A 26,351-nucleotide genomic window follows, 5' to 3' on the forward strand; every position below is an offset into this window, starting at 1 on the left:
CGGCCGCATGACCGCCTCATAGACTTGATTACAGATTCTGCGTTACGAACGAGAGCATCTGATCGGCGGTGGAGATCACCTTGGAGTTCATCTCGTAGGCACGCTGAGTGGTGATCATGTTGACCATCTCTTCAACGGTGCTGACGTTGGACGTTTCCAGGGTGTTCTGCAGCGTGGTACCGAAACCTGCCAGGCCCGGGGTACCGACTTGCGGTGCACCACTGGCGGCGGTTTCCAGGAACAGGTTGTTACCCACCGCTTGCAGGCCGGCCGGGTTGATGAAGTCGGCGGTTTGCAGGTTGCCGATCACCTGGGAAGCCGGGTTGCCGGCCACGGTGATGGACACGGTGCCGTCCTTGCCGACGGTGAAGGTCTGGGCATCGTTCGGGATGACAATCGCCGGTTCCAGGGCGAAGCCACTGGCGTTGACGATCTGGCCGTTGGAGTCCAGGTGGAAAGTACCGTCGCGGGTGTAGGACGTGGTGCCGTCCGGTTGCAGGATCTGGAAGAAACCGCGGCCGTCGATGGCCATGTCCAGTGGCTGCTCGGTGGTTTGCAGGCTGCCGGCGTTGAAGTTTTTCTGGGTGCCGACAATGCGCACACCGGTACCCAGTTGCAGGCCAGACGGCAGTTCGCTGTCCTGGGTCGACTGGGCGCCTGGTTGACGCTTGATCTGGTAGAGCAAGTCCTGGAACTCGGCGCGGTCACGTTTGAAGCCCGTGGTCGACACGTTCGCCAGGTTGTTGGAAATGGTGGTCAGGTTGGTGTCCTGGGCGGACAGACCGGTTTTGGCAACCCATAGAGCCGGAAGCATTCGATTCTCCTCGTGCGCCTGTTTTACGGCGCGACGTTCTGGTAATTAGCTGATCTGCAAGACCCGAGCCATGGCCTGGTCGTCTTCTTTGGCGGTGTTCATCATCTTGATGTGCAGTTCGAACTGCTTCGACAAGGCCAGCACCGAGGTCATCTCGTCCACGGCGTTGACGTTGCTCGACTCAAGGAAACCGGACACCAGCTTGACGTTGGCATCGGCTTGCGCCGGCTGACCGTCCCTGGTGTGGATCGAACCGTCCAGGCCCTTGGTCATGTTCTTGATGTCCGGATTGACCAGCTTGATGCGATCGACTTCGGCCATCACGCGAGGACCTTCACCCATCGCACGAATACTGATGGTGCCGTCTTCGCCCACTTCGATCTGTTGTTCGGGCGGCACGGCAATCGGTCCGCCGTTGCCGATCACCGGCATGCCGTTGCCGGCGCGCAATACGCCAAGTGCATCGACCACCAGGCTACCGGTGCGCACGTAGCTTTCGCCGCCATCGGGATTCTGCACCGCCAGCCAGCCGTTGCCCTGCACGGCGACATCGAGGTCGCGGCCGGTTTCTACCAGCGAGCCGGGAGAAAAGTCGGTGGCCGGTCGTTCGGACATGGCAAACGCACGCGCCGGAAAGCTGTCGCCGAACACCGGCATCGAACGCGCCTGCTCCAGGTCTTTCTGGAAGCCGTTGGTGGAGATGTTCGCGAGGTTGTTGGCATGAGCCTTCTGCGCCAGTGCATTCTGGCTGGCGCCGGTCATTGCCACATAAAGGTACTTGTCCACAATCTTTCCTCTGCCTGCCGGACGTTTGCCGCCCACTGCTGTACTGACGTGGCATAAGCAATTTGCAGACCAACTTGTTTTTGGCGGCGCGAGGCCCGGTAAACAAAGGACTTGAGGGGATTCGGAGGGAGATGGGGGATTTGTACAGAGACGAAAAACCGGCGGTGTCATGCCGCTTCACGGCAACCTTCAGCTTCCGCCACCTGCTCGTTCCCACGCTCTGCGTGGGAACGCCTCAATGGACGCTCTGCGTCTGCTCTTGGGACGCGGAGCGTCCCGGGCTGCATTCCCACGCAGAGCGTGGGAACGATCAATCAATGACAGTACTGCGGCCGCTTCGCGCCCGAACGGGAGCAAGCTCCCTCGCCACAGGTGCCTGACTTAGGGTCTGATTTATGGGCCTGATTTAGAGGCCTGGCTCATGGGGCTGACTCAGGTGCCAGGCTCCTTGCCCACCTCATAATCGCGTAACTTGTTGGCGATGGTGGTGTGCGAAACCCCCAGCCGCTTGCCCAATTGCCGACTGCTCGGATGTTCGGAGTACAACCGCTCCAGCACCGCTTTCTCGAAGCGTCCGACAATTTCGTCCAGCCCGCCTTCGAGCGAAAAATCGCCAAGCGGCTGACGCACGCCGTAGTCCGGCAACCGAATGTGCTCGGCTTTGACCGTACCGCCGTCGCACAGGGAAACCGCCTGGAACAATACGTTTTCAAGTTGCCGGACGTTGCCCGGCCAGTGGTAATGACTGAGCCTGTCCATGGCCGCTGGCGCCAGCTTCGGCAGCGGGCAACCGATCTGCCGACTCGCCTGATCGAGGAAGTGCTCCACCAGCGGCGTCAGACCGTCGAGGCATTCGCGCAGGGGCGGAATGTGCAGCGACAGCACGTTCAGGCGGTGATAGAGGTCCTGGCGAAACTCGCCCCGCGCGCACAGTTCGGAGAGATCGACCTGGGTGGCGCAGATCACCCGTACATCCAGATAAACCTCTTCATCACTGCCTACGCGACGGAAGCAGCCATCCTGCAGAAAGCGCAGCAATTTCACCTGCAGGCGCGGGCTCATTTCCCCGACGCCATCGAGAAACAGCGTACCGCCCGCCGTCAGTTCCAACAGCCCGAGCTTGCCCTCGGCACGCGCACCTTCGAAGGCACCTGGGCCGTAGCCGAACAATTCCGTCTCGGCCATGGACTCCGGCAGACCGGCGCAATTGAGCGCCATCAACGGCGATTGCCCGCGCGGGCTAGCCAAATGACAAGCGCGCGCCAACAGCTCCTTGCCGGTTCCGGTTTCGCCTTCGATCAATAGCGGCGCATCAAGGGGAGCCATGCGCCGCGCTTCGCGCACCACCGCGGCCATGACTTTCGAGCTTTGAAAGATGCTGTCGAAACCACGCAGCTCCTGCTTGCGCACGTTATAGATGCGTTCGCCCACCCGGTCGGCGCGGTGCAGCGTCAATACGGCACCGGCCATGGCTTCGCTGTCGTCATGCTCTGATTGCAGCGGCGCGATGTCGGCCAGGAACACGTCGCCCTTGACCTTGACCCGCAGCCCATTGATTCGCGACTTGTTGGCGCGCACCAGTTCCGGCAGATCGAAGTCCTCGGCATATCGAGACAGCGGAATCCCCGGCACTTCATCGACTCGAACACCAAGCAACTGCGCCGCCGCACGATTGGCCGCGACGATGGAGCCGCCCATGTCGATCGACAGCACTGGAAACTCCAGCGCACCAAGCAGCGCATTGAGCTCCATGTGCCGACGTTCGCTAGGCATCAGGCCTACACGCTTGACGCCAAACACCCCGCCAATCGCTTCGAATTTCGGACGCAAAGCCTGGAACTGAATGTTGATCAGGTTCGGACAGTGCAAGTAGATCGCGTTGCCATGCTCACCACCCACTTCACCGCGAGCGACGTTGATGCCGTACTCCACCAGCAGGTTGAGAATGTCACGCAGGATGCCGATGCGGTTCTGGCAGTGGACTTTGATACGCATATAAAGGCCCGAACAGTGGTGAATGAGGCCCACGGCAAGAATATTTCTGCTGGAGCGCTCAGTTAGTCGTCAAGATTATGTGACAGGTGGAGCGCTTTTCCCACCCACCAATCTCAACACCTGCGCGACAACCTATAAAACGTAACGAAAACTTTACGATATTTGGAGGATTTTCCTACGTACAACGGGGATCACCTGCTGCCATCGCGCAATTCATGGGTTATTTCTGGGTCCATAGCAGCACATAACAAGAATGAAATCCCTTAGCAGGAGAGCAGCATGAAGCAGACGCAATACGTGGCTCGCGAGCCCGATGCGCAAGGTTTTATCGACTACCCCGCCGAAGAACATGCGGTGTGGAACACGCTGATCACTCGCCAACTGAAAGTGATCGAAGGGCGTGCGTGCCAGGAGTACCTGGACGGTATCGAAAAACTCGGTCTGCCCCACGACCGCATTCCGCAATTGGGCGAGATCAACAAGGTCCTCGGTGAAACCACCGGTTGGCAGGTCGCCCGTGTACCGGCGCTGATCCCCTTCCAGACCTTTTTCGAATTGCTCGCCAGCAAGCAGTTTCCGGTGGCCACCTTTATTCGTACCCGCGAAGAGCTGGATTACCTGCAAGAGCCGGATATTTTCCACGAGATCTTCGGCCACTGTCCGTTGCTGACCAACCCTTGGTTCGCCGAATTCACCCACACCTACGGCAAGCTTGGTCTGCAAGCGACCAAGGAAGAGCGCGTGTATCTGGCGCGCCTGTACTGGATGACCATCGAGTTCGGCCTGGTCGACACTCCACAAGGCCAGCGCATCTACGGCGGCGGCATTCTGTCCTCGCCTAAAGAAACCGTTTATTGCCTGTCGGACGAACCCGAACACCAGGCGTTCGATCCGCTGGAATGCATGCGCACGCCGTACCGCATCGACATTTTGCAGCCACTGTATTTCGCGCTGCCGAACCTCAAGCGCCTGTTCGACCTTGCCCACGAAGACATCATGGGCATGGTCAAGCAAGCCATGCAGATGGGGTTGCACGCACCGAAATTTCCGCCCAAACCAAAAGCCGCGTGATCCGTCGCTTTTAGAATCAAGTGAGCCTGTCAGAAACCGACGCTTTGCATTAGCGTGGGCGCTACTGACGGCCGATTTTCAACATTCGATTTCAGGAACACATCATGACCGCACTTACCCAAGCCCATTGCGAAGCCTGCCGCGCCGATGCTCCACAGGTCAGCGACGAAGAACTGCCGATCCTGATCAAGCAGATCCCGGATTGGAACATCGAAGTCCGCGACGGCATCATGCAGCTGGAAAAGATTTTCCTGTTCAAGAACTTCAAACACGCCCTGGCGTTCACCAACGCTGTCGGTGAAATCTCCGAGGCCGAAGGTCACCACCCGGGCCTGCTGACCGAATGGGGCAAAGTCACCGTGACCTGGTGGAGCCACTCGATCAAAGGCTTGCACCGCAATGACTTCATCATGGCCGCGCGCACTGACATCGTTGCCAAGGACGCCGAGGGCCGCAAGTAATGCACTTCGACGCCATCGGCCGCGTGCCCGGCGACCCGATCCTGGGCCTGATGGAGGCTTATGCGCAGGACCCCAACCCGCGCAAGTTCGACCTTGGCGTGGGCGTCTATAAGGACGCCCAGGGCCTGACGCCGATTCCGCAATCGGTGAAGCTGGCCGAGGCGCGTCTGGTGGAACGTCAGACCACCAAGACCTACATTGGTGGTCACGGCGAACCTGCATTTGGCAAAGCGATCAATGAATTGGTGCTTGGCGCCGATTCCAAGCTGATCGAGTCACAGCGCGCTGGCGCCACCCAAACGCCCGGCGGCACCGGAGCGTTGCGCCTGAGCGCTGACTTCATCGCCCAATGCCTGCCGGGGCGCGGGGTATGGCTGAGCAACCCGACCTGGCCGATCCACGAAACGATTTTCGCGGCAGCCAAGGTCAAGGTCAGTCATTACCCGTACGTGGGCAGTGACAACCGACTTGACGTCGACGGGATGCTCGCAGCGCTTAACGAGGCCCCAAAGGGCGACGTGGTGTTGCTGCATGCCTGCTGCCACAACCCGACCGGGTTCGATCTGTCCCACGAGGATTGGCGCCGGGTGCTTGAAGTTGTTCGCAGACGCGATCTGCTGCCGCTGATCGACTTCGCTTATCAGGGTTTTGGCGATGGTCTGGAACAGGATGCCTGGTCCACCCGCCTGTTCGCCGCCGAGCTGCCGGAGGTGCTGATCACCAGCTCTTGCTCGAAGAACTTCGGGCTGTACCGCGACCGTACCGGTGCGCTGATTGTCTGCGCGAAAACCGCCGACAAACTCACCGATATCCGCAGTCAATTGGCCAACATCGCCCGCAACCTGTGGTCGACACCGCCGGACCACGGTGCTGCCGTGGTCGCAACCATCCTCGGCGATCCGGAGCTCAAACGCCTGTGGGCCGACGAAGTGGAAGCGATGCGCCTGCGTATCGCCCAGCTGCGCAGCGGTCTGGTGGAAGCACTCGAGCCCCACGGTTTGCGCGAGCGATTTGCGCACATTGGCGTGCAGCGCGGGATGTTCTCCTATACCGGCCTGTCGCCGGAGCAAGTGAAGAACCTGCGCGATCACCACAGCGTGTACATGGTCAGCTCAGGCCGGGCCAACGTGGCGGGGATTGATGCCACGCGTCTGGATTTGCTGGCCGAGGCGATTGCCAGCGTCTGCAAGTAAAATCGCAAATACTGCGAGTCCCTCTGTGGGAGCGAGCCTGCTCGCGATAGCGGTCAATCAGTCAACAACACCGTTGAATGACACACCGCATCGCGAGCAGGCTCGCTCCCACAGTTGTATGTGCGCGAATCTACCGATTTGTATAGACAACTCCATCCGTCGAAACAAATGGATATAAAAGTCCGATTGTCATTTTTAGTGCTGTATCCTGCCCAGGCTTTTTTAAAAGCGCGGATCTACCAGATCTATCAACAGACTTAGCGAGGAGCGCAACCATGCACGAGATTCCTAATCTCCCCTTCCCAAGCCTGCACGTACCTGAGCAGACGACCACGCAACAAGCCGGTGCCCAACAGCCCGAGCCAAAAGAAGCACCTGACAGCCGCCAGGCCGACAGAGAAGACTGAAACACCCGCCGTACAGACCGTGTGGAAAGCGCTAACATGCGCTTTCCACACTGCCTGAACGAGCCTTGAACCATGACCGATGAATTTAGCGAAGCCCAGGCCAGCGTCCTGATCGGCACCGCCGAGAAAATGATCGAGATCTGGAATCGCCTCTCCCCCGAGAAACAAGCCGCTTTGCTTGCCCGCTTCGGCACCGAAGAAAATGCCTTGGCTGCACTGGTCACCACGCAACTGGTTGCCCCTGCCAAGCCCGAGTGACACCGCCCGGCAAATAGTTTTACTTTTTCGCAACCCACGACAGCCAGCCCCGCTATCATAAGCAGCCTATCTATCCTGCTTTACCGTGGACCTTTACCCATGCCTGAACACCAGCGCCCCTTGGCGGTCACGCTGCAAGTTGTATCCATCGTCCTTTTTACCTTCATCGGCTACCTGAACATCGGCATCCCCTTGGCCGTATTGCCCGGTTATGTCCATAGCGACCTGGGCTTCGGCGCAGTGATTGCGGGCCTGGTAATCAGCGTGCAATACCTGGCCACCCTGCTCAGCCGCCCGTATGCCGGGAAAATCATCGACAACAAAGGCAGCAAACTGGCGGTCATGTATGGCCTCGCCGGTTGTGGCTTGAGCGGTGTGTTCATGCTGATTTCAGCCTGGACGCAAAGCTTGCCGATGCTCAGCCTGATCAGCCTGTTGATCGGCCGCCTGGTCCTGGGCAGCGCGGAAAGTCTGGTGGGCTCGGGTTCAATTGGCTGGGGCATCGGCCGGGTCGGCGCGGCGAACACCGCCAAGGTCATTTCGTGGAACGGTATTGCCAGCTATGGCGCGCTGGCGGTCGGCGCGCCGCTGGGCGTATTGCTGGTCAGCAAAATGGGCTTGTGGAGCATGGGCGTCAGCATCGTGCTGCTGGCTGCGCTTGGCCTGCTGCTGGCCTGGCCGAAAACCGCCGCGCCCATTGTTGTCGGTGAGCGCTTGCCATTCATGCATGTGCTCGGCCGAGTATTGCCGCACGGCTGCGGCCTGGCCTTGGGCTCCATCGGTTTCGGCACCATCGCCACGTTCATTACGTTGTATTACGCCACGCAGCACTGGGACAACGCGGTGTTATGCCTGAGCCTGTTCGGTGCCAGCTTCATTGGCGCGCGCCTTTTGTTCGGCAACCTGATCAACCGCCTCGGCGGCTTTCGCGTGGCGATTGCCTGTTTGTCGGTAGAAACCCTGGGCCTGTTGTTGCTGTGGCTGGCACCCGACGCGTACTGGGCGCTGGCAGGCGCGGCTTTGACGGGTTTCGGTTTCTCGCTGGTGTTTCCGGCGCTCGGTGTGGAAGCGGTCAATCTGGTGCCCGCCTCCAGCCGTGGCGCGGCAGTGGGGGCTTATTCACTGTTCATCGATTTGTCGCTGGGGATCACCGGACCGCTGGCCGGTGCCATTGCGGCCGGTTTCGGTTTTGCGTCAATCTTTTTGTTCGCCGCGCTGGCGGCACTCAGTGGCCTGGCGCTCAGCGTCTACTTGTATCGTCAGGCTCCGAAGCTGCGTGAAACCCGGGATGCGCGCTAGAAATCGACCTTGCCACGCCCGGCCTTGATGTTGCCGCGCTTGCTCTTGGATTCGAGCCGACGGGTTTTCGAGCCAAGGGTCGGTTTGGTCGGGCGGCGTTTCTTTTCGACCTTGGTGGCGCTCTGGATCAGCTCGACCAAACGCTCCAGGGCATCGGCGCGGTTCTGTTCTTGCGTGCGATATTGCTGGGCCTTGATGATCAGCACGCCGTCACTGGTGATCCGACTGTCGCGCAACGCCAGCAGCCGCTCCTTGTAGAACTCAGGCAAGGAAGACGCCGGAATGTCGAAGCGCAGGTGCACCGCGCTCGACACCTTGTTGACGTTCTGCCCACCCGCGCCCTGGGCACGAATGGCGGTCAACTCGATCTCGGCATCCGGCAGATGCACATTGTTGGAAATCACCAGCATGGAAAAACGTCCGTAGTCAGAGCGTGCAGGATACCGCGAATGATGCGCTGATAAACCTGTGGGAGCGGGCTTGCCCGCGAATAGGCCGGCACATTCAATATTGATAGCGCCTGACACTCCGCCATCGCGGGCAAGCCCGCTCCCACAGGGTTTTGTGTGAAGCCTGAAAACAAAAAACCCGGCACTTGGCCGGGTTTGTTGTTTTTGCGCGGAGTTACTCCACCGCTGCCTGCATGGCACGTTGGGCACTGCGCTTGTTCTTGATGCCGTAGCAAACCCACATGAACACGACCCACACCGGAATCGCGTACACCGAGATCTGGATCCCCGGGATCATCAGCATCACGCCAAGGATGAACACCACGAACGCCAGGCAGACGTAGTTCCCGTACGGGTACCACAAGGCCTTGAACAACGGCGTCTGTCTGGTTTTGTTCATGTGCTGGCGGAACTTGAAGTGCGAGAAGCTGATCATCGCCCAGTTGATCACCAGGGTCGCTACTACCAGCGACATCAGCAGTTCCAGTGCGTTCTGTGGAATCAGGTAGTTCAGCAGGACCGCAATCAACGTCACCGCAGCCGACGCCAGGATCGAACGAACCGGCACGCCACGCTTGTCGATCTTCGCCAGAGCTTTCGGCGCATCGCCCTGTTCGGCCATGCCCAACAGCATGCGGCTGTTGCAGTAGGTGCCGCTGTTGTACACCGACAACGCCGCCGTCAGGACCACGAAGTTGAGGATGTGCGCGGCGGTGTTGCTGCCCAGCATCGAGAACACTTGCACGAACGGGCTGCCGCTGTAGGAATCACCGGAAGCGTTCAGGGTAGTCAGCAGGCTGTCCCATGGAGTCAGCGACAGCAGGATCACCAGTGCGCCGATGTAGAAAATCAGGATCCGGTAGATCACCTGGTTGATCGCTTTCGGGATCACGGTTTTCGGTTTGTCGGCTTCGGCGGCGGTAAAACCGAGCATTTCCAGGCCGCCGAAAGAGAACATGATGATTGCCATGGCCATCACCAGACCGCTGACACCGTTCGGGAAGAAGCCACCGTGGGACCACAGATTGCTCACCGCAGCCTGTGGGCCGCCGTTACCGCTGACCAGCAGATAGCTGCCCAGGCCGATCATGCCGACAATCGCCACGACCTTGATGATCGCGAACCAGAACTCGGCCTCGCCAAACACTTTGACGTTGGCCAGGTTGATCAAATTGATCAGCACGAAGAACGCTGCCGCGGTGGCCCAGGTCGGGATGTCCGGCGCCCAGTAGTGAATGTATTTGCCGACGGCCGTCAGCTCGGACATGCCCACCAGGATGTACAGGATCCAGCAGTTCCAGCCCGAGAGGAAACCGGCAAAACCGCCCCAGTATTTGTGTGCGAAGTGGCTGAAGGAACCGGCCACCGGCTCTTCGACGATCATTTCGCCCAGTTGGCGCATGATCATGAAGGCAATGAAGCCGCAAATGGCGTAGCCGAGAATCATCGACGGCCCGGCGGATTTCAGCACCCCGGCCGAACCGAGGAACAAACCGGTACCGATCGCGCCACCGAGGGCAATCAGTTGAATGTGGCGATTTTTCAGGCCGCGTTTCAGCTCGCCTGAATGCGAGTTTTGTCCACTCATGAAAAGGGTCTCACGCAAGGTTTGATGATGTTCAGAAGACGTTGCTGCTCAGCAAAGGCGTTAAGCGGCACCGATCAAACCCCAGCGCAGGCACCAGGAGTTCAGCGTATTTACAACGGTCATGCGTCACCTGTTTGTTTTTATCTGTGACGAAATCGAACCCGACACGCTCGTGACGCGGCGGAGTGAACAAGGCGGATAGCCTTGAGGTTTGCGCAGATGCGCAGGAGGTCACAGGTAAAACGCGCGCATTGTACACCGCTAACCCCCTGCTGCCAGACCCGCTGGACAAGCGTGTCTATGGCCGGGATTGCCCGTGTCCGTCCCGATCGAATCGGACGGCTGCAAATAAAGGATCAGACCCTTGCGGATCAGCGACAGGGACGAATAACCAAACGCCCCTTGCGGAGAAATGAAAACGGATTGCGGCGTTCATTGCGCCTCCTTTTTGTTATGCACCTGCACGACAGGCATGGCGCGCATCTGACCCTGCATGGCGTATTGAAACAAGCGGGCTAGAGCGGTGAAAGATGGATGCGAGGCAATGGCGCGTAAGAATTTTCTTACGAAACCAAGGGGAAGGCGATTTCATGGGGTTTACCCGTTGATTTCGTCATGAAATCTTTACAGGCTGTAATTTTGGCTTTCCACCTTGGGCAACTCTGTGCTGCATATGGCGCCATCGCGGGCAAGCCCACAGGGATCTGTGTTTTATTCACTGTTTTGTGCCCGGCATAGAACGCTGTGGGAGTGGGCTTGCCCGCGATGAGGCCTTTAAAAACAGCACAGACATAAAGCCGGACGAAAAAAAACGCCAACCCGAAGGTTGGCGTTTTCACATGCAGCTTGTCGCCTGAAGCTTACCGCTGCTTCACTCCGGCTTGCGACGACCGAAGCCCGGGCGCTGACCCGAACCCGCTGGTGCACCACGGCGCTTGCCCGATGGCGTATCACCGTCGACCAGCTTGATCCCCGGACGCTTCGGCGCAGGCTTGGCCGGGCGCTTGGTGTCGGCCGGGCGATCCGCTACCGGCGTACCACGACCTTCGCCACGCTCGGTACGGCCATTGGCCGGGCGCGGCGTACGCGGGCCGCGCTCACCGTCCTGACGGGCAGCAGGCTTGCGACCTGGGCGCTCGCCTTCGATCTGCGGCTCACGGCTTGCACGTGGTGCGGCAGGTGCAGCGGCCGCGCCAGTGGCTGGACGCAAAGTCCGCACGCGCTCGGTCTTGGCCATCGGCCGCGACGATTTACGCTGCATCCGGTCAAGCTTGTCTTTGCTCTTGGCGTTCATCTGCGGCATTGCGACCGGCGTCAGGCCAACCTCGGCACTCAAAATGTCGACTTCGTACTGGCTCATTTCGCGCCAGCGACCCATCGGCAGGTCGGAGTTGAGGAACACCGGGCCGAAACGCACGCGCTTCAGACGGCTGACCACCAGGCCCTGGGATTCCCACAGACGACGAACTTCACGGTTACGACCTTCCATTACCACGCAGTGATACCAGTGGTTGAAACCTTCACCACCGGGTGCCTGCTTGATATCGGTGAACTTGGCCGGGCCGTCCTCAAGGACAACGCCAGCCTTCAGGCGCTCGATCATCTCGTCGTCGACTTCGCCACGCACACGTACCGCGTATTCACGGTCCATTTCGTAGGAAGGGTGCATCAGGCGGTTGGCCAGCTCACCGTCGGTGGTAAACATCAGCAGACCGGTGGTGTTGATGTCCAGACGACCGATGTTGATCCAGCGACCCTCTTTAGGGCGCGGCATCTTGTCGAACACGGTTGGGCGGCCTTCCGGGTCGACACGGGTGCAGATCTCGCCATCGGGCTTGTTGTACATGATCACGCGGCGGACCGACTCGGCAGCCTCTTCGCGCTTGATCACCTTGCCATCGATGGTGATGGCGTCGTGCATGTCGACACGCTGGCCAAGGGTGGCGTCTTTGCCGTTGACCTTGATGCGGCCGTGGCTGATCCAGGCTTCCACGTCACGGCGCGAGCCGACGCCGATACGGGCGAGGACTTTCTGCAGTTTTTCGCCTGCTGGGCCGATTTCCTGGTCGTCTTTCTGGTCTTTGATACTCATCTGGGCACCTCCCGGTGTGTTCTGAAAACTGGGTACTCGGGCGAAGGGATCGCCGAAGGGTCGCGAATCATACGCGCATGCGGGCGTTTGCGCATCAGAGACTAGCCGATCGATGGTGACTTACTTAATTTTCCGCCGACCGGTGACCTCGATGGTTGCAAACCTTCTGTAGGAGCCGGCTTGCTGGCGATGGCATCACCACGGTGCATCGGAGGAATAGCGGTGATGCGATCGCCAGCAAGCCGGCTCCTACAGGGTTGTGTCAGTCTTCGAATTGGCGGCGTTCGGCTTCGATGGCTTCGGCCAGGGCCAGGGCTTCGGCTTCTTCGTCGCTCAGTTCAGGCTCGGGTTTCGGCTGTTCCAGTGCGGCAACGGCAGCCAGGAGTTTTTCCCGGGCCTCGGCCACGCCGAGGATGTCGTCTTCCTGCTCGGGTTCAATTTCCGGCTCAGGTTCGATCTGCAAAACTTCAGTTTCGGGCTCGATGTCCGGCTGCTCCGAATCCAACTCAGGCGCCACGCCATCTCGCAACAAATCGTCGAAATCGGTCTTGATCCCCTCTTCCATGCTGTCCAGTTCCAGCAACAGCGTGTGGAAACTGGTTTCCTCCTTCGGCTCTTCCGGCTCGGCGCTGGCGTCTGCCAATTCCTGCAACGCCACCGGAACAGGCGCGTCGTCGAAATCGAGCACAGGGTCGGGCTCCAGTTCGCGCAACTCCGCCAGCGGCGGCAGATCGTCGAGGTTTTTCAGGTTGAAGTGATCGAGAAACGCCTTGGTGGTGGCGAACATCGCCGGTTTGCCCGGCACATCGCGGTAACCGACAATACGAATCCACTCGCGCTCCATCAGCGTCTTGACGATCTGGCTGTTGACCGCCACGCCCCGCACATCTTCAATTTCGCCCCGGGTGATCGGCTGTCGATAGGCGATCAGGGCAATGGTTTCGAGCATGGCCCGCGAATAGCGCTGCGGTCGTTCCTCCCACAAGCGACCGACCCACGGCGAAAACTTCTCGCGGATTTGCAGACGATAGCCGGAAGCGACTTCTTTCAACTCGTACGCCCGGCCATCGCAAGACTTGCCGAGAAGGGTCAGGGCTTTCTTGAAAACCGCCGGCTCCGGCCGTTCGCCCTCTTCGAAAAGTTCGAACAGACGGTCCAGGGATTGCGGCTTTCCCGAGGCCAACAGAAAGGCTTCAAGCAATGGCGCCAGCTCGCGGGGTTCACTCAGGTTCATGATTAAACTCGTTATTCGGCTCGGGCTCGGACATGGATCGCGGCGAACGGCTCATTCTGCACCAACTCGACCAAGGATTCCTTGACCAGTTCGAGGACGGCCATGAACGTCACGACAACCCCCAGGCGCCCTTCTTCAGCGGTGAACAGCTCGACGAACGGCACGAAACCGCCGCCTTTGAGCCGTTCCAGTACATCGCTCATGCGTTCGCGGGTCGACAGTGCCTCGCGGCTGACCTGATGGCTTTCGAACATGTCGCCGCGGCGTAACACTTCCGCCATCGACATCAACAACTCTGACAAGCGCACATCCGGCAACAACTTGCGCGCCCGTGCCTCCGGGGCGTCGAGCTTGGGCACCAGCACATCGCGACCCACACGACTCAGGCCGTCGATGCCTTCGGCCGCAGCCTTGAAACGCTCGTACTCCTGCAAGCGGCGGATCAGTTCGGCACGCGGATCCTCTTCCTCTTCCTCGACGGTTTCGGCCCGCGGCAGCAGCATTCGCGACTTGATCTCGGCCAGCATCGCGGCCATCACCAGATATTCGGCGGCCAGTTCCAGGCGCACCGACTGCATCAGTTCGACATAACCCATGTACTGGCGGGTGATTTCCGCCACCGGGATGTCGAGGATGTTGATGTTCTGTTTGCGGATCAGGTACAGCAACAGGTCGAGCGGGCCTTCGAAGGCTTCGAGAAAGACTTCCAGCGCATCCGGCGGGATGTACAGATCCAGCGGCATTTCCATGACCGCCTGGCCATAGACCATGGCGAAGGGCAGCTCTTGCTGGGCTCCGGCCTGACTGTCGACGGGTTCTACTGCAGACATCTACGCCTCGGCCATGAACGGCGTTGGATCGCCGCAACCGACGCGGATCACTTCCGGTTCGCCATCGGCGAGGTTGATCACCGTGGAGGCCTTGATTCCGCCGAAACCGCCGTCGATGATCAGGTCGACCTGATGCTCGAGCAATTGGCGCATTTCATAAGGATCGAACATCGGATCGGTTTCACCGGGCATGATCAGGCTCACGCTCATCAGCGGCTCGCCGAGTTGGTCCAGCAACGCCAAGGCGATCGGATGGCTCGGCACCCGCAGGCCGATGGTGCGTTTTTTCGGGTGCAGCAACAGCCGCGGGACTTCACGGGTGGCGTTGAGAATGAAGGTGTACGGCCCCGGCAGATGAGCCTTGAGAATGCGGAAAGTGCCGGTATCGATCTTGGCGAACAGGCCCAGTTGCGACAGGTCGCTGCAGATCAATGCGAAGTTGTGCTTGTCGTCCAGGCCACGCAAACGGCGCACACGCTCCACGGCGACCTTGTCGCCGATCTGGCAACCGATGGCGTAGGAGGAGTCCGTGGGATAAATCACCACCCCGCCGCTACGGATGATCTCGACAGCCTGTTTGATCAGGCGCGCTTGCGGGTTTTCCGGATGAATCTGGAAAAATTGACTCACATTCTCTACCTGTTCAGACGGCGGCAATAACTGGGTCATGTTTGAATCGGCACCACAGGGGTGGCAGATCCTCCGGGAGCGGGCGGTACTCACCGATTTCCGACCACCCGCCCGGGCCATGGAAATCACTGCCGGCGCTGACCAGCAGACCGAACTCGCGAGCCAGGATGGCCAGACTGCCCACTTGCTCGGCGGGCTGATAGCCATTGACCACTTCGATCGCGTGGCCGCCTGCTTGAATATAGTCGGCAATCAGGCGACGACGCTTGCTGCGAGTGAACTCGTAATGCCAAGGATGGGCCAGACTGACCCAGGCCTTGGCCGCGCGCAGGGTTTCGACGGTGTCTTCAAGGGTCGGCCAGTGTTGCTTGACGTCGCCCAGCTTGCCGGCACCCAGCCATTTGCGGAACGCTTCGGCGCGATCCTTTACAAAACCTTCGCGGACCATCCAGTCGGCAAAATGCGGCCGGGCCGGAGCGTTGCCACTGTCGCCCAGCTCCTGCTGGATCTGCCGGGCGCCTTCCAGCGCCCCCGGCATGCCTTTCAACGCCAGTTTGCGACTTATTTCTTCGGACCGTAGCCAGCGGCCATCGTGCAATTTGGCAATCGCCTCGACCAATGGCGCGGCATGGACATCGAAACCGTAGCCCAGCACATGAATGGTCGCCCCGCCCCAGGTGCAGGACAATTCGATGCCATTGACCAGTTGCATTCCCAGCGCATCCGCCGCTTCGCGGGCCTCGGCGATGCCTTCAAGGGTATCGTGATCGGTCAAGGCCAGGACTCGCACGCCTTTCTCGAATGCACGCGCAACCAGTACCGCAGGCGCCAGGGCGCCATCGGAGGCCGTGCTATGGCAGTGCAAATCAACATTCACAGGGCTTTGTAACCTCAAATCAGCTGGCGCTATCGCGCGCCCATATGTTTGTTATTATGCCGCCACATCCTGCTTCTGGCTGCCACTGTGAAACAATTCATCGATTTCATCCCGCTCCTGCTGTTTTTCATCGTCTTCAAAATCGATCCACGGGTCGTCGACATCGCCGGCCATGAGGTAACTGTAGGCGGTATTTACAGCGCTACCGCGATGCTGATCATCAGTTCGCTGGTGGTCTACGGCGCGCTGTTCATCAAACAGCGCAAGCTGGAGAAGAGCCAGTGGCTGACCCTCGTCGCCTGTCTGGTCTTCGGCAGCCTGACCCTGGCCTTCCACAGCGAAACCTTCCTCAAATGGAAGGCGCCGGTGGTCAACTGGCTGTTCGCCCTGGGCTTCATCGGCAGCCACTTCATCGGTGACCGCCTGCTGATCAAACGCATCATGGGCCACGCGCTGACGTTGCCGGAGCCTGTCTGGACGCGCCTGAACATCGCCTGGATCGTGTTTTTCCTGTTTTGCGGTGCCGCCAACCTGTTCGTCGCGTTCACCTTCCAGAGCTACTGGGTCGACTTCAAGGTCTTCGGCAGCCTGGGCATGACCTTGCTGTTCCTGATTGGCCAGGGCATCTACCTGTCCCGTCATCTGCACGACGCCGATACCCCATCGCCAAAAACCGAGGACTGACATGCTTTACGCAATCATTGCCACAGACGTCGCCAACTCCCTGGAAGCCCGCCTGGCCGCACGGCCTGCGCACCTTGAGCGTCTGCAAGTGCTCAAGGGTGAAGGTCGCATCGTTCTGGCCGGTCCACATCCGGCTGTCGACAGCAATGATCCGGGCGCAGCGGGTTTCACCGGCAGCCTGATCGTCGCCGAATTCGATTCGCTGAGCGCCGCACAAGCCTGGGCCGATGCCGATCCGTACATCGCCGCAGGCGTCTACGCCAGCGTTCTGGTCAAACCGTTCAAGCAAGTCCTGCCGTAACGCCTCCCTCACGCGGTGAACCTTATCGGTTCATCGCGTTCTCAAGCGCTCATTATTCCCGTTTGCCGGCCGACAACTTCCCAATACTCGTATTGGAATCAGGAGTCGCGATGCGCAAAGGTCCGTTGTGTCTGTTGTTGGTCACGTTGTCGATCATGGCCCCCGCCCACGGTGAGGAAAGCTCCGAGGGTGGCAATTCGACGCCTTTGTCCCTCAGCGCCGGCAGCCAGATCAACGAGTTGCAGCAACGCTTGAAAGAAAGCGAACGGCAACGGGAAGAGCTGAGCAAACAATTGCAGAATGCCGATGGCGAACGCGAAAGCGCCCAGCTGACCCGGTTGCGCCAGGAGAACCAGCGCCTGAAGCTGCAACTCAAGGAGGCCCAGGCCGGCAGTGCGTTGCCGCGTTTGCTGACCGATCAGCAACAGTGGTTCGTCATTGGCGCCGGGGTAGCGCTATTGGCCCTGCTCTGCGGTATCTTCGCCAGTGGTGCACGGCGAAAACGTCGACAATGGCTAAATTGAGTGAGTCATGAGCGAACTGTTATTAATTGATGATGATCAGGAGCTGTGTGAGCTTCTGAGCAGTTGGCTGAGTCAGGAAGGCTTTCAGGTTCGCGCCTGCCACGATGGCCAGAGCGCCCGTCGTGCGCTGGCTGAAACCTCTCCGGCGGCCGTGGTTCTGGATGTGATGCTGCCGGACGGCAGCGGCCTGGAGCTGCTCAAGCAGTTACGCAGCGATCACCCGGATCTGCCGGTGCTGATGCTCTCGGCCCGCGGCGAACCCCTGGATCGCATCCTGGGTCTGGAACTGGGTGCCGATGATTACCTGGCCAAACCGTGCGACCCGCGTGAGCTGACCGCCCGGCTGCGCGCCGTGTTGCGTCGCAGCCATCCGGCCGCGGTGTCCAGCCAATTGGAACTGGGCGACTTGTGTTTCAGCCCGGTACGCGGTGTGGTCAGCATCGATGAAAAGGAACTGACCCTGACGGTTTCCGAAAGCCGTCTGCTCGAAGCCCTGCTCAAGCAGCCCGGCGAGCCACTGGACAAACAGGAACTGGCGCAAATCGCCCTCGGCCGCAAGCTGACCCTGTATGACCGCAGCCTGGACATGCACGTCAGCAACCTGCGCAAGAAAATCGGCCCGCACCCCGATGGGCGTCCGCGCATCGTGGCCCTGCGTAGCCGCGGCTATTACTACAGTCTCTGAACCCAACCCGATTGACTGTGGGAGCTGGCTTGCCTGCTATGGGCCTTGAGCCATGCGTCGAAAACAATGACGCCATCGCTGGCAACCGGTTCCCACAGGGTTTTGTTTTGTCAGGAAGGTAGAAAACCATCTTTACCCAAGCCTTACACTCCGCTGACTGCCGCTGACCTTGATCTGCGTAATCTGTACTCATCCGGAACGTACCGGGAATGAGACAAGGAGATTCACCATGCGCAAGACCCTAATCGCCCTGATGTTCGCTGCCGCCCTGCCCACCGTCGCCATGGCCATGCCTGAAGGTCACGGCACGATGGATGGGCCGATGGATAGCCCGCGCCACGGCGGCCAGATGCACGGGATGCACGGTAAAGGCCCCTACAGCCAACTGGACCTGAGCCGCGAACAGCGTGAGCAGATCCGCAAGATCATGGGCGAGCAGATGCATGAGCGTAAGCAACTGGTCGACAAATACCTGGAGAAACTGTCGCCAGCCGACCAGAAAGCCATGAAGGACGAAATGGCCGCCAACCACAAAAAAGCCGAGACCGATGTCCGCGCCTTGCTGAAACCGGATCAGCAGAAGAAATTCGACGAAATCCAGAAAAAGCAAGCTGAGCGTCGCGCCGAATGGGCTGAATTCAAGGCCTGGAAAGCGCAACAACCGCAAAAAGCGCAATAATGCGTTAACCCGGACCCAACGGCTGAACACCGTTGGGTCTGATGTTATTGATTTCCATGTAGGAGTGAACCTGCTCGCGATAACGGAGTGTCAGTTGATACAACTATTGACTCACACACCGTTATCGCGAGCAGGCTCACTCCTACAATGATTCGTGTCTGGTTGAGGGCTTTCTGTGCGTTCATTGTTCTGGCGGATCCTGGCCAGCTTCTGGCTGGCCATTGCTCTGGTTGCAGGGCTTTCCATTCTGCTCGGGCACATGCTCAACCAGGACGCCTGGATCCTCAGCCGCCACCCGGGTCTCAACACCCTGGCGCAAGAGTGGACGCAAATATACGAATCTCAAGGTGAGGACGCAGCACAAGACCTCCTGCAGGAACGCAAGCGCCATTATCACATCGACGTTCAGGTGCTCAACGAAAGTGGCGACCCTGTGGTTCGCGGCACCTTCCCGCGCCGCGCGGCAGCCTTCGAAGCACGGCAGAACAACGATGACCGCCGCCTGCCCTGGCGTCGTCTGACCGACGAATACACCAGCGAAAAAACCGGCGATACCTACCTGCTGATCTACCGCATTCCCCATCCGGAACTCGATGCCTGGCACCGCGAAAGCCTGCTCTGGCCATTGAGTGCGCTAGGGATCGCGCTGGTGGTGCTGACCCTGTTCAGCCTGTTCGTGACCCTCTCCATCACCCGCCCGCTCAGCCGTTTGCGCGGTGCCGTACATGATCTGGGGCAAACCACCTATCAGCAGAACAGCCTGGTCAAACTGGCCAATCGCCGCGATGAGTTCGGGGTGCTGGCCAACGACTTCAACCGCATGGGCGCACGCCTGCAAAGCCTGATCAGCAGTCAGCGGCAATTGCTGCGTGACGTGTCCCACGAATTGCGCTCCCCCCTCGCCCGCCTGCGCATAGCGCTGGCATTGGCCGAACGGGCCACGCCTGAAGAACGGGAAAAGCTCTGGCCGCGCCTGACCCGTGAGTGCGACCGGCTCGAAGCACTGATCAGCGAGATTCTGGTATTGGCGCGAGTCGATGCCGATAACGCCAGCGCCGAAGAGGTGGATCTCAATGCGCTGCTCAATGCCTTGCAAAAAGATGCTCAACTGGGCTCACCTGACCAACTCGTGCATCTGGAAGCCGAACCACAATTGAATCTCACCGGCTGGCCGACCATGATCGAGCGCGCCGTGGACAACCTGTTGCGCAACGCCCAGCGTTTCAATCCCCCAGGGGGGCTGCCGATTGAAATGCAGGCGCTACGTCATGGCGAGAAAATTGTCGTGACCGTGCGCGATCATGGGCCGGGGGTAAACACCGAACACTTGAATCAGCTCGGTGAGCCGTTCTATCGGGCACCCGGGCAGACAGCGCCCGGGCATGGCCTGGGTCTGGCCATCGCCCGGCGTGCGGCGGAGCGGCATGGCGGGAGCCTGGTGCTGGCCAATCATCCTGAGGGGGGATTCATTGCCAGCCTGGAATTTCCGCTGGTGCCAGGGGCCGTCGCCTAAGTGATGATCGTTCCTACGCTCTGCGTGGGAATGCCTCAAGTCACGCTCCGCGTTCCAATGGGACGCAGAGCGTCCCGGGCTGTATTCCCACGCAGAGCGTGGGAACGATCTTTACCCGGCTGGCCAGGCGCTGACGAATTCGGCCAGATCGACCTTGATGATCGTTCCCACGCTCTGCGTGGGAATGCCTCAAGTCACGCTCCGCGTTCCAATGGGACGCAGAGCGTCCCGGGCTGCATTGCCACGCAGAGCATGGGAACGATCTTTAACCGGCTGGCCAGGCGCTGACGAATTCGGCCAGATCGACCTTGATGATCGTTCCYACGCTCTGCGTGGGAATGCCTCAAGTCACGCTCCGCGTTCCAATGGCCAGATCGACCTTGATGATCGTTCCYACGCTCTGCGTGGGAATGCCTCAAGTCACGCTCCGCGTTCCAATGGGACGCAGAGCGTCCCGGGCTGYATTCCCACGCAGAGCGTGGGAACGATCTTTACCCGGCTGGCCAAGCGCTAACGAACCAGGCCAAATCCACCTTGATAATCGTTCCTACGCTCTGCGTGGGAATGCCTCAACGGACGCTCCGCGTTCCAATGGGACGCAGAGCGTCCCGGGCTGTATTCCCACGCAGAGCGTGGGAACGATCTTTACCCGGCTGGCCAGGCGCTGACGAATTCGGCCAGATCGACCTGGGAATGCCTCAAGTCACGCTCCGCGTTCCAATGGGACGCAGAGCGTCCCGGGCTGTATTCCCACGCAGAGCGTGGGAACGATCTTTACCCGGCTGGCCAGGCGCTAACGAATTCGGCCAGATCGACCTTCTCCGCCACCCGCGGTTCTTTCTGCGGCGTGCCCAGGTACAGGAAGGCGATCACCTCTTCGCCTTCCGTCAACCCCAAACCTTTGGCCACATGAGGCGAGTAGGCCAGGTCACCGGTACGCCACACCGCGCCGATGCCTTGCGCATAGGCCGCCAGCAAGATCCCGTGGGCGGCGCACCCTGCTGCCAGCAATTGCTCAGACTTCGGATACTTGACGTGATCCTGCACGCGGGCGATCACCACAACCACCAAAGGTGCACGCAACGGGCCGTTACGAGCCTTGTCGATGGCGGCTTGGGTCACTTCGCCGTCCTGCAGCCTGGCGGCTTCAGCCAGCAACTCGCCCATTTGCTCGCGCGCCGCGCCTTCTACCGTCAGAAACCGCCAAGGCTGCAAGTGGCCGTGATCCGGGGCGCGCATGGCCGCGGCGAACAGCACTTCGCGCTGCTCGGCAGTCGGTGCCGGATCTAGCAATCGTGGAACGGAAACACGGTTGAGCAAAGCGTCGAGAGCCTGCATCGGCCACCTCCAGAAAAAATTGTGCGGCTATTCTAGCGGTAACTACTCTGGCGGTGCGGTTTACATGCCCTGTCCCGCAGGTAGAATGGCGCCCTTCCCTATTTCAGCCCGAGCGGACTTCATGGCGTTGCCGACCTTACGTCTCATTGGTTTCATCATCGGCATCTTCCTGATCACCCTGGCCATCGCCATGGTCGTGCCTATGGCCACGCTGGTGATCTTCGAGCGCACAGGCGACCTGCCGTCGTTTCTCTGGGCCAGCATGATCACCTTCGTCGGGGGGCTCGCCCTGGTCATCCCCGGCCGCCCGGAACATGTACATCTGCGGCCACGGGACATGTACCTGCTGACCGTCAGCAGCTGGCTGGTGGTATGTATCTTCGCCGCGCTGCCGTTTTTACTGACCCAGCACATCAGCTACACCGATTCGTTCTTTGAAAGCATGTCCGGCATCACCGCCACCGGCGCAACGGTGCTCACGGGTCTGGACAACATGTCCCCCGGCATCCTGATGTGGCGTTCATTGCTGCACTGGATCGGCGGCATCGGGTTCATCGGCATGGCGGTCGCGATTCTGCCGTTGTTGCGTATCGGTGGCATGCGGCTGTTCCAGACCGAGTCGTCGGACCGCTCCGAAAAAGTCATGCCCCGTTCGCACATGGTGGCACGGCTGATCGTTGCCGCTTATGTCGGCATCACCATACTCGGCAGCCTGGCATTCTGGTGGGCCGGAATGAGCCCGTTCGATGCGATCAACCACGCGATGTCAGCGATTTCCACCGGTGGTTTCTCGACCTCCGACCAGTCTTTGGCCAAGTGGCCGGAGCCAGCAGTGCATTGGGTGGCGATCGTCATCATGATTCTTGGTGCCCTGCCGTTCACCCTGTATGTAGCGACCTTGCGCGGTAACCGCAAAGCACTGATCAAGGATGAGCAGGTTCGAGGCTTGCTCGGCATGTTGCTGGTGACCTGGCTGGTGCTCGGCACCTGGTACTGGTGGACCACCCAGTTGCATTGGCTGGAGGCATTACGGCATGTGGCGCTGAACGTCACATCGGTGGTGACCACCACCGGTTTCGCATTAGGGGATTACAGCCTGTGGGGCAATTTCTCGCTGATGCTGTTCTTCTATCTGGGGTTCGTCGGCGGCTGCTCCGGCTCGACCGCGGGTGGGATCAAGATCTTCCGCTTCCAGGTGGCCTACATCCTGCTCAAGGCCAACCTTAATCAGCTGATCCACCCGCGTGCGGTGATCAAGCAGAAGTACAACGGTCACCGGCTCGACGAAGAGATCGTGCGTTCGATCCTGACCTTTTCGTTCTTCTTCGCCATTACCATCTGCGTGATCGCGCTGCTGTTGTCGCTGCTCGGCGTCGACTGGATGACCGCCCTCACCGGCGCGGCCGCCACGGTGTCCGGCGTTGGTCCGGGACTGGGCGAGACCATTGGCCCGGCGGGCAACTTCGCCACCCTGCCGGACGCCGCCAAGTGGATTCTCTCGTTCGGCATGCTCCTTGGCCGGCTGGAGATCATTACGGTGTTTGTGTTGTGTATTCCGGCGTTCTGGCGCCATTGACCACGGGTGGCGCGTTCAGCAGCCGCGTCCGGTACTCGCCGGGCGTGGTGTCGAACCAGCGGCGGAAAGCGCGGAAGAAGTTGCTCGGGTCGGCGAACCCCAGCAAGTAAGCGATCTCCAGCAAGGTCATGGTGGGTTGCGCCAGGTATTGCTCCGCCAGTTCGCGCCGGGTGTCGTCGAGCAACGTCTGGAAACTCGTGCCCTCTTCCTGCAAGCGTCGCTGCAAGGTGCGTTGCGACAGATGCAGCGTCTGTGCCACGGCATCACGCTTGGGCTCACCCTGGGGCAGCAAACGGCACAGCACCTGCCGTGCCTTGTGAGTGACACGACTCTCGGAAAACCGCGCCAGGTATTCACCGGCAAACCGGTCATGCAGCAGCGCCATGGCTTCGTTGGCCGTCGGTAGGGGCGCTTCCATGTCTGCACGTTCGAAAATCAGCGCATCGTATTGTGCGTTGAACACCAATGGTGCATGGAAGACTTGTTTGTAGGGTTCAACATCGACGGGGAGATCGCCCTGCAGCAACACCTTGCGCGGTTGCAACGTGCGCCCGGTCAGCCAGCCGCACAGTGCCAGGGCACACGCCAGCGAGGCTTCGGCACTCTGGCGGGTCGGCGGCAGATGATCGCCGTGCACTGTCAAAATCAGCGCATATCCCTCCTCCAGCAGCCGGAAACTCAAGTCAGCGCTTTCGGCGATGATCCGCTGGTAACGCACCAGTCGCCGGAAACCATCGGCCAGGGTCTGGCTGGACATCAAGGCGTAACCGGTCACATGGAACTGCGCCGGTCGCACCACTTTGCCCATGTTCAGGCCAATCGCCGGGTTGCCGGACAGCTCAACCGCGCGTTGCCAGAGTCGTGTCATGGAGTCTTGCGGGAAGCGTGCATCCGGATCATCCAGAGCCGCATAGTCGAGCCCCAGCTGTTTGAACAATACCCGGCAATCCAGGCCGTCCATTTCCAGTGCTTTGACAATCCCCATCGCCCAGCTTGCAGAAGTCGTTCTTTCGCTCATGTCCGTGTCTTACATGATGAGCCGCATGCTACGGCCAATTTCCGAAGGATACTAAAGTGGCGCCCATTGTCACTGGCTGATGCCAATGATCACTCTAGACTCAAATAAGCTACCCGCAGAACAACTTGCAGCCAGAACAATAACCACAGAGATTGCAGTCGTGGAAAACATCAAGCGTTTCAACAGCTTTGCTGAGTTCTATCCGTATTACCTCAGCGAGCACAGCAACAGTACCTGTCGACGATTGCACTTTATCGGTACGACACTGGTCATTTTCATTCTGGCGCTGACCATCGGCCGAGGCGCCTGGATGTTGTTGTGGGCCTTGCCGCTGGCGGGATACTCCTTTGCATGGGTTGGGCATTTCTTCTTCGAGAAGAATCGTCCTGCAACCTTTCAGCACCCCTTCTACAGCCTGCTCGGTGATTTCGTCATGTATCGCGACATGATTCTGGGACGCGTACCGTTCTAGGTCACCCGAGGATTGCCAATGAACGTCAACGCTCGCTTCACCCACATGAAAGACGGTACGCAGGAAGACTGGGCGATCATCGCCGCGGACTTCAGCGCCTACGCCCGCCAATTGCCGTCCCGTATCGCGGCGCACCTGAAGTTGCTCGAAGGTGATTTTGGCGGTTTTCCGGTAGATCGCCTGACCCACTCCCTGCAAACCGCTACCCGCGCCTGGCGTGATGGCCGCGATGAAGAATATGTGGTCTGCGCCCTGCTCCACGACATCGGTGACACCCTGGGTTCCTACAACCACCCGGATATAGCGGCGGCGATCCTCAAGCCATTTGTCAGCGCCGAGAATCTGTGGATGGTGGAGAAGCACGGGATTTTCCAGGGCTATTACTTCTTCCATCACCTGGGCATGGACCGGCATTTGCGTGAGCAATACAAAGAGCATCCGCAATATCAGGCGACCATCGAGTTTTGTGCCAAGTACGATGCGGCGGCGTTCGATCCGGCTTACGACACTTTGCCGTTGAGCTTTTTCGAGCCGATGATGGAGCGGCTGTTTGCGCAGCCGAAGAACTCGATCTACAAGGCGGCGATGCAAGAGCATTCGCCAGCCTGATCGATCCAGCGGGGCAGCTTTGCGGCCCATCGCGGGCAAGCCCGCTCCCACAGGGTTCTGTATCGACCACAAACTCTGTATTCAACATCAATCACTGCGAGCTTGCTGGCGATGGCAACCTCATGCCAGCTCCGCCACCTTCGCAGCCTTCAACTGCGCCTCCCGCGCCTGGGCATCGGCCAGGCGATACAACTCGATCGTGCCGTCCCAATGCTCGATCAACGCCGTGCACGATTCCACCCAATCGCCGCAATTGAGGTAATCCACCTCGCCGACCTTGCGGATCTCGGCATGGTGAATGTGCCCGCACACCACGCCATGCAGCTCACGCTTGACGCATTCATGGGCGATGGCTTCCTCGAAGTCGCTGATGAAGCTGACGGCGGTTTTCACTTTGTGCTTGAGATACGCCGACAGTGACCAATAGCCGTAGCCATAACGCGCGCGCCAGTGGTTGAGCCAGCGGTTGAGGGTCAGTGTGAGTTCGTAGGCCGAGTCGCCGAGAAACGCCAGCCAGCGATGGTAGCGGGTAATCACGTCGAACTGGTCGCCGTGGATCACCAGCAGATGCCGGCCATCCGCCGTCACATGCACCGCTTCGTCCACTAATTGAATGTTGCCCAGGATCAACTTCGAGTAGCGACGCAGGAATTCATCGTGGTTGCCGGTGACGTAGATCACCTCAGTGCCGCGCTTGCTCATGGTCAGCAGGCGCCGAATCACGTTGGTGTGCGCCTGGGGCCAATACATGCCGCCACGCAGTTTCCAGCCGTCGATGATGTCGCCCACCAGGTAAATCCTGTCCGCGTGATAGCCCTTGAGAAACTGCGACAAGTGCTCGGCCTGGCAATCGCGCGTGCCCAGATGCACGTCGGAAATCCACAAGGTCCGCACACGTTGCTTACGGCTGGGTTTGGCGAGCTCGGCGCTGGTCATGGGCAACCCTCAGGACAAGTTTTGGCAAGCTT

The 26,351-nt window shown here is 59.8% G+C and carries 29 protein-coding genes; 15 read left to right on the top strand and 14 right to left on the bottom strand.

Going from position 1 to position 26,351, the window contains the following annotated elements; genetic code table 11:
* Nucleotides 1-28: 28 nt before the first annotated feature.
* The 3 genes from flgG to ASD60_RS05635 form a co-directional block, all read right to left on the bottom strand.
* Entirely contained in the window at nt 29-814 is a 786-nt protein-coding gene (gene flgG, locus ASD60_RS05625) for a flagellar basal-body rod protein FlgG (RefSeq protein WP_008055493.1), read from the bottom strand.
* Between the two features lie 45 nt (nt 815-859).
* A complete protein-coding gene (locus tag ASD60_RS05630; protein ID WP_056853039.1) occupies nt 860-1,600 on the bottom strand; it encodes a flagellar basal body rod protein FlgF in 741 nt (246 codons plus the stop codon).
* A gap of 432 nt (nt 1,601-2,032) precedes the next feature.
* Nucleotides 2,033-3,595 (bottom strand): sigma-54-dependent transcriptional regulator, encoded by a 1,563-nt coding sequence (locus tag ASD60_RS05635; RefSeq protein ID WP_056853040.1) that lies wholly within the window; start codon nt 3,593-3,595, stop codon nt 2,033-2,035.
* 279 nt (nt 3,596-3,874) lie between these two features.
* Here ASD60_RS05635 and phhA point away from each other — a divergent pair, with 279 nt between their 5' ends.
* The 6 genes from phhA to ASD60_RS05660 all read left to right on the top strand — a co-directional run bounded on the left by phhA (nt 3,875) and on the right by ASD60_RS05660 (nt 8,284).
* Complete coding sequence (phhA, locus tag ASD60_RS05640; RefSeq protein ID WP_056853041.1) at nt 3,875-4,666, top strand: phenylalanine 4-monooxygenase; 792 nt, start codon at nt 3,875-3,877, stop codon at nt 4,664-4,666.
* Nucleotides 4,667-4,770: 104 nt separating this feature from the next.
* A complete protein-coding gene (locus tag ASD60_RS05645; RefSeq protein ID WP_056853042.1) occupies nt 4,771-5,127 on the top strand; it encodes a 4a-hydroxytetrahydrobiopterin dehydratase in 357 nt (118 codons plus the stop codon).
* Complete coding sequence (locus tag ASD60_RS05650) at nt 5,127-6,320, top strand: amino acid aminotransferase (RefSeq protein WP_056853043.1); 1,194 nt, start codon at nt 5,127-5,129, stop codon at nt 6,318-6,320. The genes ASD60_RS05645 and ASD60_RS05650 overlap by 1 nt, the downstream gene beginning before the upstream one ends.
* Nucleotides 6,321-6,595: 275 nt before the next feature.
* Complete coding sequence (locus ASD60_RS29615; RefSeq protein ID WP_269083288.1) at nt 6,596-6,727, top strand: hypothetical protein; 132 nt, start codon at nt 6,596-6,598, stop codon at nt 6,725-6,727.
* Between the two features lie 72 nt (nt 6,728-6,799).
* Nucleotides 6,800-6,985 (top strand): hypothetical protein, encoded by a 186-nt coding sequence (locus ASD60_RS05655; RefSeq protein WP_056853044.1) that lies wholly within the window; start codon nt 6,800-6,802, stop codon nt 6,983-6,985.
* A 99-nt stretch (nt 6,986-7,084) separates the two neighbouring features.
* Nucleotides 7,085-8,284 carry an MFS transporter gene (locus tag ASD60_RS05660; RefSeq protein ID WP_056853045.1) on the top strand — a complete coding sequence of 400 codons (1,200 nt, stop codon included), beginning with the start codon at nt 7,085-7,087 and terminating at the stop codon, nt 8,282-8,284.
* Here the strand turns inward: ASD60_RS05660 and arfB are convergent.
* From arfB to ASD60_RS05695, 8 genes are all read right to left on the bottom strand, one after another.
* Nucleotides 8,281-8,694 (bottom strand): alternative ribosome rescue aminoacyl-tRNA hydrolase ArfB, encoded by a 414-nt coding sequence (gene arfB / locus ASD60_RS05665; RefSeq protein WP_056853046.1) that lies wholly within the window; start codon nt 8,692-8,694, stop codon nt 8,281-8,283. The genes ASD60_RS05660 and arfB overlap by 4 nt on opposite strands.
* A gap of 214 nt (nt 8,695-8,908) precedes the next feature.
* Nucleotides 8,909-10,321 (bottom strand): amino acid permease, encoded by a 1,413-nt coding sequence (locus tag ASD60_RS05670; RefSeq protein WP_056853047.1) that lies wholly within the window; start codon nt 10,319-10,321, stop codon nt 8,909-8,911.
* A gap of 563 nt (nt 10,322-10,884) precedes the next feature.
* Nucleotides 10,885-11,160 (bottom strand): hypothetical protein, encoded by a 276-nt coding sequence (locus ASD60_RS28750; protein WP_156386251.1) that lies wholly within the window; start codon nt 11,158-11,160, stop codon nt 10,885-10,887.
* A gap of 32 nt (nt 11,161-11,192) precedes the next feature.
* Nucleotides 11,193-12,413, bottom strand: coding sequence for a 23S rRNA pseudouridine(2605) synthase RluB (gene rluB / locus ASD60_RS05675; protein WP_056853048.1), 1,221 nt, complete (start codon nt 12,411-12,413; stop codon nt 11,193-11,195).
* A gap of 262 nt (nt 12,414-12,675) precedes the next feature.
* Complete coding sequence (gene scpB / locus ASD60_RS05680; RefSeq protein ID WP_056853049.1) at nt 12,676-13,647, bottom strand: SMC-Scp complex subunit ScpB; 972 nt, start codon at nt 13,645-13,647, stop codon at nt 12,676-12,678.
* 11 nt (nt 13,648-13,658) lie between these two features.
* A complete protein-coding gene (locus tag ASD60_RS05685) occupies nt 13,659-14,357 on the bottom strand; it encodes a segregation and condensation protein A (protein ID WP_177336555.1) in 699 nt (232 codons plus the stop codon).
* Nucleotides 14,358-14,477: 120 nt separating this feature from the next.
* Complete coding sequence (locus tag ASD60_RS05690) at nt 14,478-15,107, bottom strand: L-threonylcarbamoyladenylate synthase (protein WP_130903464.1); 630 nt, start codon at nt 15,105-15,107, stop codon at nt 14,478-14,480.
* Nucleotides 15,108-15,120: 13 nt separating this feature from the next.
* The gene (locus ASD60_RS05695) at nt 15,121-15,984 is read right to left on the bottom strand and encodes a PHP domain-containing protein (protein WP_056853052.1); all 864 of its coding nucleotides are present in this window, start codon (nt 15,982-15,984) and stop codon (nt 15,121-15,123) included.
* An 87-nt stretch (nt 15,985-16,071) separates the two neighbouring features.
* Between ASD60_RS05695 and ASD60_RS05700 the strand changes: the two genes are divergently transcribed.
* The 6 genes from ASD60_RS05700 (at nt 16,072) to ASD60_RS05725 (ending at nt 20,370) form a co-directional block, all read left to right on the top strand.
* Entirely contained in the window at nt 16,072-16,668 is a 597-nt protein-coding gene (locus ASD60_RS05700) for a septation protein A (protein WP_056853053.1), read from the top strand.
* A gap of 1 nt (nt 16,669) precedes the next feature.
* Nucleotides 16,670-16,969: a YciI family protein gene (locus ASD60_RS05705; protein WP_056853054.1), complete on the top strand. Its 300-nt coding sequence runs from the start codon at nt 16,670-16,672 to the stop codon at nt 16,967-16,969.
* A 110-nt stretch (nt 16,970-17,079) separates the two neighbouring features.
* Nucleotides 17,080-17,493: a hypothetical protein gene (locus tag ASD60_RS05710; RefSeq protein ID WP_056853055.1), complete on the top strand. Its 414-nt coding sequence runs from the start codon at nt 17,080-17,082 to the stop codon at nt 17,491-17,493.
* Between the two features lie 7 nt (nt 17,494-17,500).
* A complete protein-coding gene (locus ASD60_RS05715) occupies nt 17,501-18,178 on the top strand; it encodes a response regulator transcription factor (RefSeq protein ID WP_056853056.1) in 678 nt (225 codons plus the stop codon).
* Between the two features lie 229 nt (nt 18,179-18,407).
* Nucleotides 18,408-18,857: an LTXXQ domain protein gene (locus ASD60_RS05720; protein ID WP_056853057.1), complete on the top strand. Its 450-nt coding sequence runs from the start codon at nt 18,408-18,410 to the stop codon at nt 18,855-18,857.
* 175 nt (nt 18,858-19,032) lie between these two features.
* Nucleotides 19,033-20,370 (top strand): sensor histidine kinase, encoded by a 1,338-nt coding sequence (locus ASD60_RS05725; protein WP_056853058.1) that lies wholly within the window; start codon nt 19,033-19,035, stop codon nt 20,368-20,370.
* A gap of 774 nt (nt 20,371-21,144) precedes the next feature.
* On the opposite strand, the gene ASD60_RS05730 is transcribed toward ASD60_RS05725, so the two are convergent.
* Nucleotides 21,145-21,708, bottom strand: coding sequence for an NAD(P)H nitroreductase (locus ASD60_RS05730; RefSeq protein ID WP_056853059.1), 564 nt, complete (start codon nt 21,706-21,708; stop codon nt 21,145-21,147).
* 121 nt (nt 21,709-21,829) lie between these two features.
* Here ASD60_RS05730 and ASD60_RS05735 point away from each other — a divergent pair, with 121 nt between their 5' ends.
* The gene (locus ASD60_RS05735) at nt 21,830-23,284 is read left to right on the top strand and encodes a TrkH family potassium uptake protein (RefSeq protein ID WP_056853060.1); all 1,455 of its coding nucleotides are present in this window, start codon (nt 21,830-21,832) and stop codon (nt 23,282-23,284) included.
* On the opposite strand, the gene ASD60_RS05740 is transcribed toward ASD60_RS05735, so the two are convergent.
* Entirely contained in the window at nt 23,241-24,302 is a 1,062-nt protein-coding gene (locus ASD60_RS05740) for an AraC family transcriptional regulator (RefSeq protein WP_082557536.1), read from the bottom strand. The genes ASD60_RS05735 and ASD60_RS05740 overlap by 44 nt on opposite strands.
* 160 nt (nt 24,303-24,462) lie before the next feature.
* Between ASD60_RS05740 and ASD60_RS05745 the strand changes: the two genes are divergently transcribed.
* Complete coding sequence (locus tag ASD60_RS05745) at nt 24,463-24,774, top strand: DUF962 domain-containing protein (RefSeq protein WP_056853062.1); 312 nt, start codon at nt 24,463-24,465, stop codon at nt 24,772-24,774.
* Between the two features lie 18 nt (nt 24,775-24,792).
* The gene (locus ASD60_RS05750) at nt 24,793-25,383 is read left to right on the top strand and encodes an HD domain-containing protein (protein ID WP_056853063.1); all 591 of its coding nucleotides are present in this window, start codon (nt 24,793-24,795) and stop codon (nt 25,381-25,383) included.
* A 120-nt stretch (nt 25,384-25,503) separates the two neighbouring features.
* On the opposite strand, the gene ASD60_RS05755 is transcribed toward ASD60_RS05750, so the two are convergent.
* Nucleotides 25,504-26,319, bottom strand: coding sequence for a UDP-2,3-diacylglucosamine diphosphatase (locus ASD60_RS05755; protein WP_056853064.1), 816 nt, complete (start codon nt 26,317-26,319; stop codon nt 25,504-25,506).
* Nucleotides 26,320-26,351 lie beyond the last annotated feature (32 nt).

The sequence above is a fragment of the Pseudomonas sp. Root562 genome (genome assembly GCF_001427125.1).
Lineage (GTDB): Bacteria > Pseudomonadota > Gammaproteobacteria > Pseudomonadales > Pseudomonadaceae > Aquipseudomonas.